10 protein-coding genes are annotated in these 13,415 nt (G+C 75.5%); all 10 read right to left on the bottom strand.

What is annotated here, in order from left to right; translation table 11 throughout:
- Window positions 1–2: 2 nt before the first annotated feature.
- Window positions 3–587 carry a winged helix-turn-helix domain-containing protein gene (locus tag IE329_RS08300; protein ID WP_190210172.1) on the bottom strand — a complete coding sequence of 195 codons (585 nt, stop codon included), beginning with the start codon at window positions 585–587 and terminating at the stop codon, window positions 3–5.
- A 148-nt stretch (window positions 588–735) separates the two neighbouring features.
- Window positions 736–1,086 (bottom strand): VOC family protein, encoded by a 351-nt coding sequence (locus IE329_RS08295; protein ID WP_190210171.1) that lies wholly within the window; start codon window positions 1,084–1,086, stop codon window positions 736–738.
- A gap of 258 nt (window positions 1,087–1,344) precedes the next feature.
- Window positions 1,345–2,085, bottom strand: a complete 741-nt coding sequence (locus IE329_RS08290) for a DUF4232 domain-containing protein (protein WP_229927262.1) — start codon at window positions 2,083–2,085, stop codon at window positions 1,345–1,347.
- Between the two features lie 390 nt (window positions 2,086–2,475).
- Window positions 2,476–3,075 carry an NADPH-dependent FMN reductase gene (locus IE329_RS08285; RefSeq protein WP_190210170.1) on the bottom strand — a complete coding sequence of 200 codons (600 nt, stop codon included), beginning with the start codon at window positions 3,073–3,075 and terminating at the stop codon, window positions 2,476–2,478.
- Between the two features lie 19 nt (window positions 3,076–3,094).
- Window positions 3,095–3,976, bottom strand: coding sequence for a 4'-phosphopantetheinyl transferase family protein (locus IE329_RS08280; protein WP_190210169.1), 882 nt, complete (start codon window positions 3,974–3,976; stop codon window positions 3,095–3,097).
- 46 nt (window positions 3,977–4,022) lie between these two features.
- A complete protein-coding gene (locus IE329_RS08275) occupies window positions 4,023–4,946 on the bottom strand; it encodes a thioesterase II family protein (RefSeq protein ID WP_229927261.1) in 924 nt (307 codons plus the stop codon).
- A gap of 148 nt (window positions 4,947–5,094) precedes the next feature.
- A complete protein-coding gene (locus IE329_RS08270) occupies window positions 5,095–5,694 on the bottom strand; it encodes an NADPH-dependent FMN reductase (protein ID WP_190210168.1) in 600 nt (199 codons plus the stop codon).
- On the bottom strand, window positions 5,691–7,295 hold the full coding sequence (locus tag IE329_RS08265; RefSeq protein WP_229927260.1) for an MFS transporter: 1,605 nt from the start codon (window positions 7,293–7,295) through the stop codon (window positions 5,691–5,693). Before IE329_RS08265 ends, IE329_RS08270 begins: the two co-directional genes overlap by 4 nt.
- A 75-nt stretch (window positions 7,296–7,370) precedes the next feature.
- Complete coding sequence (locus tag IE329_RS08260; protein WP_190210167.1) at window positions 7,371–12,926, bottom strand: SDR family oxidoreductase; 5,556 nt, start codon at window positions 12,924–12,926, stop codon at window positions 7,371–7,373.
- A 24-nt stretch (window positions 12,927–12,950) separates the two neighbouring features.
- On the bottom strand, window positions 12,951–13,415 hold a 465-nt coding region (locus tag IE329_RS41430; protein WP_308438356.1), incomplete at its 5' end, for an acyl carrier protein.

Raw genomic sequence — 13,415 nt, 5'->3', positions numbered from 1 at the left:
TGTCAGCTCTTCGGCAGCGGAAAGGCGTGCAGGTGGATCCGGACCGGGACGGCCTGCGGGTCGTCGGCGGCGGCCAGCTCGCGGTAGCCCTGCACCAGCTCGTGCGCCCGCCCGACCAGCTCCCGCGCGAGGTCGGGCGTCAGCCGGATGTTGAAGTCGCTCATGTCCCAGCTGCGACGCCACTCCTCGGACCACTCCCCGGTGCCGGCCAGCCAGCCGCTCAGCTCCCGCGCGTGGACGGCGGCCACCTCGGTGAGGAACACCTCCATGGCGCCGCGCACTTCGGGGTCCGGGTTCTCCAGGAAGTCCTCAAGTCTGTCGAACCGCTGGCCGCGGTGTTCGGCCCGCCACCACCGCTCCCGGGTGGTGCCGCGATCCGGGTCCTCCGCGATGAAGCCGTGCGCGCCGAGTTGCCGCAGGTGGTAGCTGACCGACGCGGTCGACTCCCCGAGCCGGGCCGCCAGCTTCGTCGCCGTGGCCGGGCCGTGCTCCCGCAGGGCGGCGAGCAGGCGCATCCGCAGGGGGTGCGCCAGGCCGCGCAGGGAGCGGGCGTCGAGGCTGCGTACGGCGGGTCGGGGTTCCGTCATGACCGGCAGCGTAGTGGGTGCCACCATTTCTTTGCCAAGGAACCTTTGCATCCGTCGGCCGCCGAGCGGCCCGCCCCTGGCGGGTCCCGCCCGTGGGACGCCGTCCGGCCGCGGCGCCCGGGCCGGAGCCGCCGCCGGCCGAGGGGAGTCAGAGCCCGGTGGCCCGTTCGTGCCGGGGCTCGTACATGCCCACCTCCCCGCCGCCGGGCAGGCGGAGCCTGGTCAGCCGCCCCCAGCGCTGCTCGGTGACCGGCTGGATGAACTCCACGCCCTTCGCCGAGAGCGCCCGCATCGTGGCTTCGACGTCGTCGCACATCAGGAAGAGCTCCTGGCCCTCCCGCCCGCCGGCGGGGTGGACCGCGACCTCGGCCGGCGGGAGCTTGAAGACCAGCCAACCGCCCCCGGCATCGACATGGGGATACTCCAGCACGTCCCGGAAGAACTCGCGGTCCGCCTCCGCGTCGTGGCTGTGGATGACGATGTGAGCACCGTTGATCATGACGCCAGGGTAGGGGCTGACGTCCGCGCCGGCGCGGGACACACGGGACGCGGGACACACGGGACGAGGGACCGCAACGGACGGCGGAGCAGGCGCACGGGCCCGGAGCGCGGAGCTGGGATCAGAAGCTGGAGCGCGGCGCCGGAACACCAGGGCGGCCGGCCCCCGCACGGAGCGGGAGCCGGCCGGGGTACCGACGGCGCGCCGGGTCAGCCGCCTTGGTCCGGTCCGGGCGGGACGGCGCGCCCGCGAGGCCGGTCAGGACGACATGATGAAGCGCAGGGCGAGGCCGGAGGCCGTCATCCAGTAGGTCACGCGGCCGCCGTCGTCGACCGTCAAGGTGTCGATGCCGGGCATCTCGGCGCGGATCGACTCGCCGACGTGACTGCCGGGCCTGGGGCCCTGGAGGCTGAGGGAGACGTACCCCGCCTCGTAGGTGTCCCGGTGGCCGCCGCTGACGAGCAGCGCGGCGTACGCCTTCTCGCCCGGCGCGAGGGTGGCGAGCGCCTTCGGGTCGCTGTCCTCGATCACGGCGACCGGCGCCTGCGCGTCGGCGCCCATCTGGACGTAGGGGTAGTTGTAGACGGTGCACTTCCTGGTGCCGACGTTGGTGAGGGTGAGCAGCAGGTGCCTGACGGGCCGGCCCTTGTCGTCCTCGTTCGTGGTGGCGAGCGAGAGGTCGCCCTTGGCGCAGGCCACCGTGGTCCCGTCCCCGCCGCTCGTACCGCCGGTGCTCCCCGGACCGGCGGTGGGGGTCGCCGGAGCCGTCGTCCCCGGCTTCGTGGCGGTCGGCGACGCCGGGGTCACGGCGGTCGGCGCCGGGGTCGCGGTGGCCGGCTTCGGTGACGCCGTGCTGCTCGGCCGGTCGGACGTCTCGGGGTCGCCCGCGCCCGGCCCGCACGCCGTGGCCGCGAGGAGGGCGGCGCAGGCCGCGGCCCCGAGGGCGTAGGACTTCCAGCTTCTGGGACTCGTACGGTTGGTGCTGTCGGAAGCGTTCATGGTGTCCCCCGTGGACAGGTGCCCGAGGCCGAGTCCGGCCTTCGCTGACCAGCTGAGGCTTCCCTCAACTGGCTTGCGCGATAGGCCTGTTACAGAACGCGTACAGAACGGGGTCAGGACCGGTGCACAAGCGCGACCTCCGGCGTCCGTGCTGCGCCGCCCGACGCCCCTCACCCGGCGTCGCGTGCGGTGACGCCCCCACCGGCGGCGGACACGCTCTGCCTCGGTGCCACCGGGCGAGGGCGGCCGCGGGGCCGCCGGGGAGTCCCCGTGGACGGCGCCGCGGCCGGCCGGACGCGTCGCCACCAGGACGGCGGCAGCGGCCGGAGCGGCGGCCGGCATCACGGGGCCCCGGAGGTCAGCCGCACACCTCGGCCGCGCGGACTTCGCTCAGCTCCCGGCAGCCCGCACGGCGGCGGCCCGGGCCATGGCCGCCAGGACGTCGCGCAGCCCCTGCAGGGTGGCCTCTTCGGTCACGCGCCCGCCGGACATCTTGGCGCCGGCCACCGGGATGCACATGGACTCGGGGAGGATGTCGGCGCCCATCACCTCCAGGGTCTCCCGCAGCCAGGCCTGGGCGCGGTCCCCGCCGGTGGCGGCGGGCGAAGCCGTGACCACCGCGACGGGCTTGTCGACCAGCTCACCTCCGCCGACGATCCACTCCAGGCCGTTCTTCAGCACGCCGGACGTGCCGTGCGCGTACTCCGGACTGGAGATGAACACACCGTCGGAGGCGGCGATGAGCTCCCGAAGCTCCACCACCTCGGGCGGCGGACACGACTCCTCGACGTCCTGGTTGAAGAACGGCAGCGAACCGAGGCCGCCGTAGACCGTCATGGTCACCGGTGCCACGCACAGCTCCGAAACGGTGAGCACCACCCCGGTGTTGAGCGAGTTGGCGCGCAGACTCCCGGAGATGGCGATGAAGTGGAGCGGCGCCCCGCCGGACTGGGCGGGCGGCGCGACCGAGCTGCTGACGGACGATGTCATCGTCGTTCCCTCCGGAGATTCATCGGGCGTGCTTCTCACCCGGCGGCGGTACGGCTCCCCGGCCACCCGCCGGCCGGGCCAGGAGAGTCTCTCCTCCGCCCGGTTCAAACCGCTCCCCATGATGCCAGAGTTCCCTGCCCGCGTGGCCTTCTGACGGATCGTCGACCAGGGTGGGGGGACCGGCCGGGCGGGCCAGCGCGGCGACCGTCCCGGGTCGTACCACCAGGTCGGTCACCGTCCACCGACCGGGTCCGGAGCCCGCCCGGAACGACACCTCCACCGGGCCGGACAGCTCGGGCGAGACGTGGACGGCCCTCAGGTCGGTGGCCACGCCGACGCCGGCCGCCTTCGTCACCGCCTCCTTGCGGGTCCAGGCCCGCAGGAAGGCCCCGGCACGCGCGGCCGGGTCGAGGCCGGCGAGGTGGCGCGCCTCGGCCGGGGACAGGCAACGCGCGCCGAGACCCCCGATGTCGAGTTCACGGACCGCCTCGATGTCGACGCCCACCGGACCGTTCGGCGCCACCGCGACCAGGGCGTGCACCGAGGTGCCGGAAAAGCTGAAACCGAGGGACGTCTCGGGCCAGACCACCACGGGAGGTCCGTGCTGGGGGCTCCCGCAGCCGGGGCACCGCCGCCGCCCGAGCCGCACCGCCGCGGCGGGCACCCCGAGGTGGCGGCCGAGCACCCGCCGGGTGGCCGCCCGGCCGGCCGCGAAGCGGCTGCCGTCGGCGGCCCGGACGTAGCGCCGCATCCGGGCCCGCTCGGCCGCGTCGAGGACGGCGAGGTCCCGGTCGTCCGGCTCGTCGGACAGCGGGACGGACCACACCGCGACGTCCGCCGGCGCCGGCGCTCCCGCCGGCCCGCCCTTGCCCGGCGGCGTCGTCACGGTCCGCCCGGTCACGAGACGGCACCACCCGTCGGGCCACCCGCGTCACCGGGCCGTCCCGTCACGAGCCCGCACCGGGAACGGACACCACGCCGGGGGCCGGGGCCACGCCGGGGGCCGAGGGCGCACCGGGGGCCGAACCCGCGGCCGGGGCCGGCGTGGAGGAGGCCGCCCGCACCGCGCCGCCGATCCGCAGCGCCAGCCGGATCGAGGCGACGATCTGCCGGGTGACAGACCGCTGCTGACCGCTGAGGTAGAAGTGGTCCCCCCGGTAGAGGTGCAGTCCCAGGTAGTACCGGGCGTGGTCGGCCCAGTGGGCCAGCCGGTCCGGGGCGACCAGGTCGTCCTGGTGTCCCCCGAAGACCGACACCGGCACGGTCAGCGGCGGCCGGCCGGGGACCGGCTCCCAGGTGTCGACCACCGCGAAGTCGCTGCGGAAGATCGGCCCGAACAGCCGCCAGAGGTCGTCGTCCTCCAGCAGGTTGGGCGGCGTTCCCCCCACCTGCTTTATCCGGTCCCGCAGTTCGGCGTCCGGCAGCAGGTGCCGGCGCTGGTCCCGCGGCAGGTCCCTGCTGCCGGCCGGACCGCAGGCGGACAGGCCCAGCCAGGACGGAGCCGGTGCGCCGCCCCCGGCGGGCAGGCGTCTGGTGAGCTCGTACGCCACCAGGGCGCCCATGCTGTGCCCGAAGAACGCGTAGGGCCGGTCCAGCCAGGGCTGCAGGTCCCGGCGGAGGTAGCCGACCAGTTCCTCGCTGGTGTCCAGCGGGCGCTCGCCGAGCAGGTGGGCCCGGCCGGGCGCGTCGACCAGCATGACCTCCCAGTCCGCCGGGAAGTCGGTCTCCCACCCCCGGTAGAGGAGGTGCGAGCCGCCGGCGTGGTGGAAGAGGAAGAGCCGGAACGTCGCTCCCGGGACCGGTCGGGGGCAGGTCACCGCGCCCGCGACCAGGGGACGCCGGCCGGCGGGGGCGGTGCGGAGCTGGGACATGGACTCGGTTCTCTCTGCGTCGGCCGGGCGCCCGGGCGGCGGATCGTGCCGACCGGGCGCCCGGCGTGGTCGTTCCGGCGGGGGCCCGGCCGGCGGCGCCGGGCCGGCGCGGCCGCCCGCCGTCCGGGGACGTCCGGCCCGGCGCCGGTCAGGAATGGACCGGCAGGCCGACCGGTCTCGGCGCGTCCCGCCACATCCGGGCGAACGTGACGACCTGCTCCCCCACCGTCCGCAACTGCTCCTGGACACGCGGGTCGAGGCACTCGCCGTCCGGTCCGAACCCGGTGGTCTCGGTGTTCACCGCGACACCGAGCGGGGTCGGCCAGCCCCGCAGGGCGTGCACCACGCTGCGCAGCGCCCCGAGGGTGGAGACGGCGCCGTGCCACCCCTGGGCGACCGCGAGGCAGCCGACGGCCCGTCCGGTGAAGTACGGCCGGGTGTCGTCGCGCAGTTCCTCGGCGTAGTCGAGGGCGTTCTTGACCAGGCCGGAGACCGAGCCGTGGTAGGCGGGGCTGGCGAGCACGATGCCGTCCGCCTCCGCCAGCGCGGTCACCAGCCGCCGCGCCGCCGGGGAGCGGTTCTCGGTGCGCGGGTCGTAGAGCGGGATGAGCAGGTCCGCACCGCCGATCAGCCGGACCTCGGCGCCCTGCCGCTCGGCCTCGCGCAGGGTCACCCGCAGGGCCAGTTCGGCCGTCGAGCCCGCGCGGGGCGATCCGCCGACCGCCACCACCTTCAGCGGCCCGCTCACAGCGCGGCGACCGTCTCCTCGGCGGGACTGGCGGCATCACCCAGCGCGCTCTCGTGCAGGTCGCGGCGGCGGATGAAGACGAACGCGATCACCGCGCCGACCGCGGCCACCACCGCGCAGACCACCATCACATCGGTGAGACCGTGCACGAACGCGGCCTCGGCCGCCGCGGAGACCTGGTCCGCCAGGGCGGCGGGAGCCGCCTGGGCGGCCCCGGCATCGCCCTGGGTGGCGGCGAGCCTGCCGACCTCGGCCGCCGAGGAGCCGAGCTCGGCACCCGTCGGCGAGCCGACGAAGGAGTCCACCACCCGGTGGTGGAACAGCGCGCCGAAGGCCGCGATGCCGACGGCGACGCCGACCTGCTGGAAGGTCTCGCCCATGCCGGAGGCCATCCCGGCCTTCTCGGGCTCCACCACGCCGATGGTGACGGCCGCGCGCGGCGGGTTGAACAGGCCCATCCCGATCCCGGTGACGATCATGCTCGGCAGCAGGGCCGTCCAGGAACTGCCCGGCTCCACCAGCGTGACCAGGCCCATGCCCGCCGCGATGAACGCGATGGACAGGCCCACCAGGAGCCCGGGGGCCACGCTGTTGAGCATCCCGCCGGTGATCGCGGCGACCACGAACAGCGTGAGCATCATCGGCATGAACCGCAGGCCGGTCTCCCAGGGCGAGTAGCCGAGGACGTTCTGCACGTACGAGATCTGCAGGAAGACCGCGGCCAGGCTGGTCGCGTTCGAGAGCAGGGTGGCCAGCGAGATGCCGGTGAAGGTGGGGATCCGCAGGAGCGAGAGGTCCAGCATCGCGGCCTCGCCCCGGCCGCGCTCGACGAGGACGAACACCACGAACAGCACCAGGCTGCCGGCGAAGGCACCGATGATCGGCGCACTGCCCCAACCGGCCGACTCGCCGCGCAGGAAGCCCAGGACGAGCAGGGCCAGGGCCGCGCCGAAGGTCACCATGCCCGGCCAGTCGATGCCGTGGGCCCGCGGGTCCCGGGACTCCCGCAGCCGCAGCGCGCCGACCACCAGGGCGGCCAGCCCGATCGGGACGTTCACCAGGAAGATCCAGCGCCAGCTGAACGAGTTGGTGAGGAACCCGCCGACCAGGGGGCCGAAGGCCAGGGCCAGGCCGGCGATGCCGCCGAACACGCCGAAGGCCTTGCCCCGGTCCTTGCCGCGGAACTCGTTGCCGATCAGCGCCGGGCCCACCGAGAACAGCACGGCGGCGCCGACCCCCTGCACCCCGCGCGCGAGGTTCAGCTGCAGGACGTCCTGCGCCAGGCCGGCGGCGAGCGAGGACAGCGTGAAGATCAGCAGGCCGATGTTGAACACCCGCTTGCGGCCCAGCCGGTCGGCCAGGGTCCCCCCGGTGAGCAGGAACGCCGCGAGGGTGAGCGTGTAGGAGTCGATGACCCACTGCAGATCGGAGAAGTCCGCGCCCAATGAGGTGCGCAGGTCCTGCAGGGCGACGTTGACCACCGTCACGTCGAGCATCAGCATGAACATCGCGGCACAGACCAGCGCCAGGGTCCACCCCTGGGCACCCCCGCCCGACGTCTCCTGCGGCCCGCGGGCCTCGGCTGCCGACTCGGCTGACATCACGTACTCCTTGCTGCTGACGGCACCCGGGTGCCGTGTGGTTGACGATGCTGGGCCGCCCTGGGGCGGCGGCGCTCAGTGCCCTGAGCCGGTCCGGACCGGCGTGGGCCCGGCGGGGCGCCAGGCGCCCGTGCGGGTGTCGTACGTGCCCTTGGTGGCACCGGTGATCCCCCGCACCCGGATCAGTGCGCGGCCGTCGTGGGTCAACGCCGCGCACCGCCCCTCCCCTGACGATGTGTCATGCCAGTGTCGCAGAGTGACCGCCTCCCCGGCGGCCGCGAGTTCGATGTCGTTCGCGGCCGTGAAGAACTCCACCGACGCCAGGCGGGTCGGGACCATCACGTCCACCTCGTGCGCCCGGCGGCCGTCCAGCACCGAGGTGCGGAGCAGGCAGTCCAGCGCGACGCTCGGCAGCACGAAGCGGTCGAACGGCCCGGCCCCGGCCGGCACGGCGAGCCGGAGCAGCGCCGAGCCGCCGTCGGCCGCCAGCCGCGGCTCGCGCAACGCCTCGAACACACCGCCGAGTTCGACGGTCGTCCCGGGCAGCCGGTAGGTGTCGGGTGCGGCGGGGCCGGTGGCCGCGCCGACCGCGTACCGGGGCGCCGGTGGCAGGGCGGACGCCAGGTGCACCACCATCCTGGTGTGCTCCCGCTCGGGCACCGGGCCGGCGGCGGGGCTGGTGATCCGCACCCGCACCCGGTCGCCGGTGCGGACGGCGGCGACCTCCAGCTGCCGGGGCCAGCGGTGCCGGGCGGCCCGGATGAACTGCGACAGCACGACGTCGGTGATCCGCACCGGCAGCAGCCCGGGGGCCAGCCCGGCCGCGGCCTCGGCCGCCATCTCCAGGATGAAGGTGCCGGGGACGGTCGGCCTGCCGTCCACCAGGTGGTCGAGCAGGTAGGGGTGCTCGTCGAGCCCGAGTTCGATCCGCCAGACGCTCTCCTCGCCCCGCTGCTCCGGCGGAGCGGTGAGGAAGGCCTGCGGGCCGCGCCTCGGCGGCACGGTCAGCAGGGGCTCGGGGGCGGCCCCGGCGGTCTCCAGGCAGGCGGCCCGGAAGTCCGGGGCCAGGCGCTGGAGGGTGGACCAGTCGGCGTCGCCGATCCAGGTGGTGGCGAGTCCGTGGCTGCCCCGCCCGGCCAGTTCGCGGCGGAAGAACTCGCGGCCCTGCCGGTCCGTCAGCTGGCCGATCTCGCCCTGGCTCGCCAGGAACGCCCCGCTCGGGGTGTCCGCGGAGGCCATGCCGGACTCGACCCAGAGCCCGGAGACCAGCGCGACCTCGTCCCGGCCCTCGACGGCACGGGCGTGCGCGGCCGCCAGCAGCAGGAACTCGTTGCCCGCGCCGTAGTCGTGCTCGCCGCGGAGCCCGGTGAAGGCCGACACCGAACTGACGCTGCACCACAGGGCGGTGGGGTGTCCCGTGAGCGCGGCCCGCAGGTTGGCGTACCCGCGCACCTTCACGTCCCGGACGGTACGGAAGTCCGCCAGCTTCTTGCGGGCGAGCACCGCGCTGCGGGCGAGGCCGGCCCCGTGCAGCAGCACGTCGACCCGCCCCTCGGCGGCCAGGATCTCGTCCATCACCTTCCGGACGGCACCCTCGTCCAGCACGTCGCACTGCCGGTAGTGCACCCGGCCCGGGCCGCACTGCTCCTCCAGGCTCCGCAGGGTGGCGTCCCGTTCGGCCCGCTGCAGGGCGCGGTCGTAGCGGCGGCTCAGGCTCACCGGCTTCTCGCCGGGGTACCGGGCCATCAGCACGCGCAGCGCCTCCGCGCGCGGGAGCGGCGCGACGTCGTCCGGCTCGTCCTGACCGGCCGCGCTGGTGCCCAGCAGCCAGACGGCACGCGGACGGCAGCCCGCCACGACCTCGCCGACGAGGTGCGCGGTCAGGCCCCGGGCCCCGCCGGTGGCCACCACCACCGGGTCCTCGGGCAGCCGGGGGCCGGCGTCCGCGGGGGCCGCCGGCACCGGCAGCAGCATCAGCTCCAGGCGCTGACCGGCCGGGCGGTGGACCAGCGGGACGAACCGGCGCATCGCCGACTCCTCGGCGAGTTCCGCGAGGCCCGTCGCCAGGTCCGTGCAGGCGGTCGCGAGGCCGTAGACCTGGCCGCCGGTGAGTTCCTGGGCGAGGCTGCGCAGCAGGCCGCCGAAGACGCCCACGTAGGGCAGCGGGACGGTGTCGTCGTACGCGTCCAGCATCAGGACGGCGTAGCAGCCTCCGGCGTCCAGCCGCTCGGCGCAGGCCTGGGCGGCCACGAAGGCCAGGTCGTTCAGGTCGAGCACGGGCTGCGGGACGAGCTGCCCCGGGCCGTCCGCCCGCCGGCTGCCGACCAGCACCCGGACCTGGTCGAACCGCCGGCCGTCCGGGCCCAGCAGGCCGGCCAGGCCGGCCGGGTCGTCCAGGTACCGTACGGCGATCCGCGCGTCGGGGTCGCGCGGGGCGCTGCCGGGCGCCACGATCAGGCAGTCGGGCGGGATCGCGGTCCCCGACCGCGCGGCCAGCGCCGCCAGGCCCGGCGGGTCGTCCGTCAGGATCAGGGCTCCGGCGGGCAGCGCGGCGAGGGCGGCCCGGACCGGAACACCTTCGACCGGTCGCAGGGTCAGCGCGTGCCGGGAGAGGACGGATTCGAGTCCGGTGCCGTCCCCGGAGGTGGCCGTGACGCCGGCCGGACCGGCCTCGCCGGCCGCCGCGCCCGCGCCGCGCCCGGGGAACACCAGCAGGGCGGGGGTGTGACCGTCCTCGACCGGGCGCAGCAGGACCTGCTCGCCGCCGGAGTGCAGGGCGCGCAGCAGGGCGACCGCGCCGTCCGCGCCCCGGTAGCCCCGGGTGTCCGGTGCGGGGCCGGTGGCGTCGGCGGTGGTCCCGGTCGTGCTCACGGCTGCGGTCGCGGCCGTGCTCACGGCTGCGGTCGCGACTGTGCTCGCGGCTGTGCCCGCGGCGGCGATGGCGATCCGGCCGAGCACCGGCAGGTCGTGCGCCCGCGCGACGCTCTGCCTGGTCAGCAGGAATCCGACGGCGCCCTCGGCGGGCGGGCGGTCGTCGGCGCCGCCCAGGAAGGGCGCGCCGGCGTTCACGCCGATCACCAGGGCGAGGTCGACCTCGCCGTCGCGCAGGTAGCGGACGGCCGTGGCGAGGGCCGAGTTGACCGAGTCGCGCCCGGCGTCGAGCGTCATGTTGGGGCCGTGCAGGTCCAGCCGCTGGGCGACCCGGGCAGCGATGATGTTGGGCATCAGACCCGGGTACGAGTCCTCGTTGGTGGGTCGGACCATCGCCCGGATCGGGTCGGCCAGCAGCTCCGGCGGGAGCCCGGCCGGTCCGGTCAGCTTCTCGGTGAGGTCGTTGAGGTAGCAGCGGAGGTTGTAGCCGACAGCCGAGCCCGTCGGGCCGGTGTGTCCCACCAGGACGCCGGTGCGGGCGGCGAGTTCGCCGTCCTTGGCCCAGTCGCCGGCCAGCAGGTCGGCGCAGCGCATCGCCATCAGCTGGCTGCGGTCGACGGCCGCGAGGGCGGCGGGCGCCAGCCTGGCCTCGACCGGGGTGGGCGTCGGGTAGGCGTCGCCGAAGGTCGCCGGCCACTGCGGCTCGCCGCCGGCCAGCCACCGCGCCACCTGCTCCTCGTCCGGTGCGCCGGGCAGGTGCAGGCCCTGGGCCACCACGACGACGGGGTCGGGTTCGGGGACGGAGGCCGCCGGGCGGCCGGGGCCGGACGGCCGCGCCGCGGGGTCCGGCAGGCCGGTCGGCTGCGGACCGGCGGGCCGGTCGGCGAGCAGCAGGTGGCCGTTGGTGCCGCCGAAGCCCATCGCCGAGACGCCGACCAGGCGCCGGCGGTCCGGGGAGGGCTCCCAGGCCACGTCCTCGACGGGGATCCCGATGGCGTCGGCGATCCCGGCCGGCAGCGCGTCGAACTGCTGCTGGGCGGGGATCGTCCGGTGCCGCAGCCCGAGCAGGGCGTGGACCGCGGAGACCGCGCCGGCCGCCCAGCCCGAGTGTCCCACCAGGGACTTGTTGGAGGTCATCGTCCAGGAGCCGCCCTCGCCCGCCAGCTCGGACAGCGCGGTCATCTCGGTCCGGTCGCCGGTCGGGGTGCCGGTGGCGTGGGCGACGATCCAGTCCACGTCGGCGGGTACGGCTCCGGCCGAGGACCAGGCCCGTTCGAGGGCGACCCGCTGGCCGGCCGGGTTCGGGGCGTAGATCGCCTTGCCGCGCCCGTCGGAGGACGCGCCGAAGCCGGCCACGAAGCCGAGCACGGTGTCCCCGTCGGCGACCGCCCGGGCGTGCGTCTTCAGGGTGAGGACGGCCGCGCCGTCACTGAACAGCACGCCGTCGGCGGCCTGGTCCAGCGCGCGGACCCGCCCCGAGCGGGACAGTCCGCGCAGCTTCGAGAAGAGCACCACGTTCTGCGCGCTCAGGGCGAAGGCCCCGCCGCACAGGGCGACATCGGCCTCCCCCGCACGCAGGGCCCGGACGCCCAGGTCGATGGTGTAGAGCGAGGAGGAGCAGGCGGTGTCGACCACCACGATCTCGGTGGACTCCGGCAGGTCGGCCACGGCCGTACGGGCGATCCGGTACGGCAGCACGCTCTCCGGTGCGGCGGAGCCGAGCGGGTAGAGCGCGTCCAGCGCGGCGGGCACGGGGGCGCCCGCCCGGGTGAGCAGCTCCCGGACCCCGGCCGTGACCAGGCTCTGCTCCAGGTGATGGCTGCCGTCGGGCGTCAGCCCGACCGCGAACAGCCGGCGGTCCCCCGGGCGGACGGTGACGCCGTCGGTGGCCTGGAGCAGCGAGTGCCGCAGCCACAGCGCGGTGTACTCCTCGGCGTCGAAGGTGCCGGCCGCGAGTTCGGCCTTCAGCCGCGGGTGGGGGTCGAAGCCGTGCATGAAGCCGGAGACGCGGGCGTACGTCCGGTCCTCGGCGGCGGGGTCGGCGGACCAGACGGTGTCCAGGTCCAGCCGGTCCCCGGGCTCGCCGAACACCGCCTCGCCGCCGCGCAGCAGCTCCCAGAACGCCTCCGGGGAGCTGGCGCCGGGCACGGCCAGGCCCATCCCGACCACCACGATCGCGTCCTCGTCGACGACGGCCTCCGGCGCGTCGCCGCCGGCCGGCGCCGCGACAGCGGCCACCGGGACCGCCGGGCCCGCCGCGGCGGACCCGGCGGTGACGTCGAGGGTCAGGCCGTGGAGTGCGGGCGGGCCGGCCGCCGCCAGCAGCCCGACCAGCTCCGCCACGCCGTCCACGGGGGCGCCGTCGGACGAGAGCCTGACCACCGGCACACCGAGGGCGGCGGCCCCGGCCCACGGCGTCCCGCCGGCGTCGGCGGCCCCGGCCGGGGGTCGGTGCGCTCCCGGCCGGTGCACCACCACGTCGACGATCACCCCGCCCGGCGCGGCGGCGAGCGCGGGCAGCGCCGCGGCGCCGAGCGCCTCGGTCCGCCCGGCCGGGGACGGCGCATCCGTCACGTTCACCAGCGCGTCGACGCGGCCGTACCGCTCGACGACGCCCGCGAACAGCTCACGGACCGGCTGGTCGTCGCCGGCGTGGACGACCAGGGCGCCCGCGGCGGTGAGACGGCGGACGACCGCCTCGTCCTCGGGCCGCCGGCTGCCGGTCACCACGATGACGTGGGTGGAAAGGTCGGGGGACATGCTGCTCCCGTGATCGTCGGTCGTTCAGCGAGCGGTGGACAGGGTGGCGACGACGAGCTCGGCGAGTTCGGCGAGGGTCGGCATCGCGATGAAACGGACGTCGTCCGAGGAACCGTGCAGACCGAAGTGCGCGGTGACCTTCCCCAGCATCTCGGCCCGCTTCAACGAATCGATCCCCAGATCCGCCTCCAGATCCGCCTCACCCGTGATCGCCTCCACCGGGTACCCCAGCGTCACCGCGTACAACTCCCGCAACTCCTCCAACACCACACCCACCCCGACCGGCGCCGCCTCCACCACCGGGACAACAGCCACCGGAACGACGGCCGACGGAACAACGGCCGCAGGCACGGCAGGCGACGGAACGGCCGGCGCCGGCGGTGCGGCTGCGACCGGTGCGCCCGGGGCCTGCTCGCGCAGGGTCTCGGCCACCAGCTCGGCGAGTTCGGCGAGGGTCGGCATCGCGATGAAACGGACGTCGTCCGAGGA

The organism is Kitasatospora indigofera (assembly GCF_014655955.1).
GTDB classification, from domain to species: domain Bacteria; phylum Actinomycetota; class Actinomycetes; order Streptomycetales; family Streptomycetaceae; genus Kitasatospora; species Kitasatospora indigofera.
This window is presented reverse-complemented; position numbering and strand designations above follow the sequence as displayed.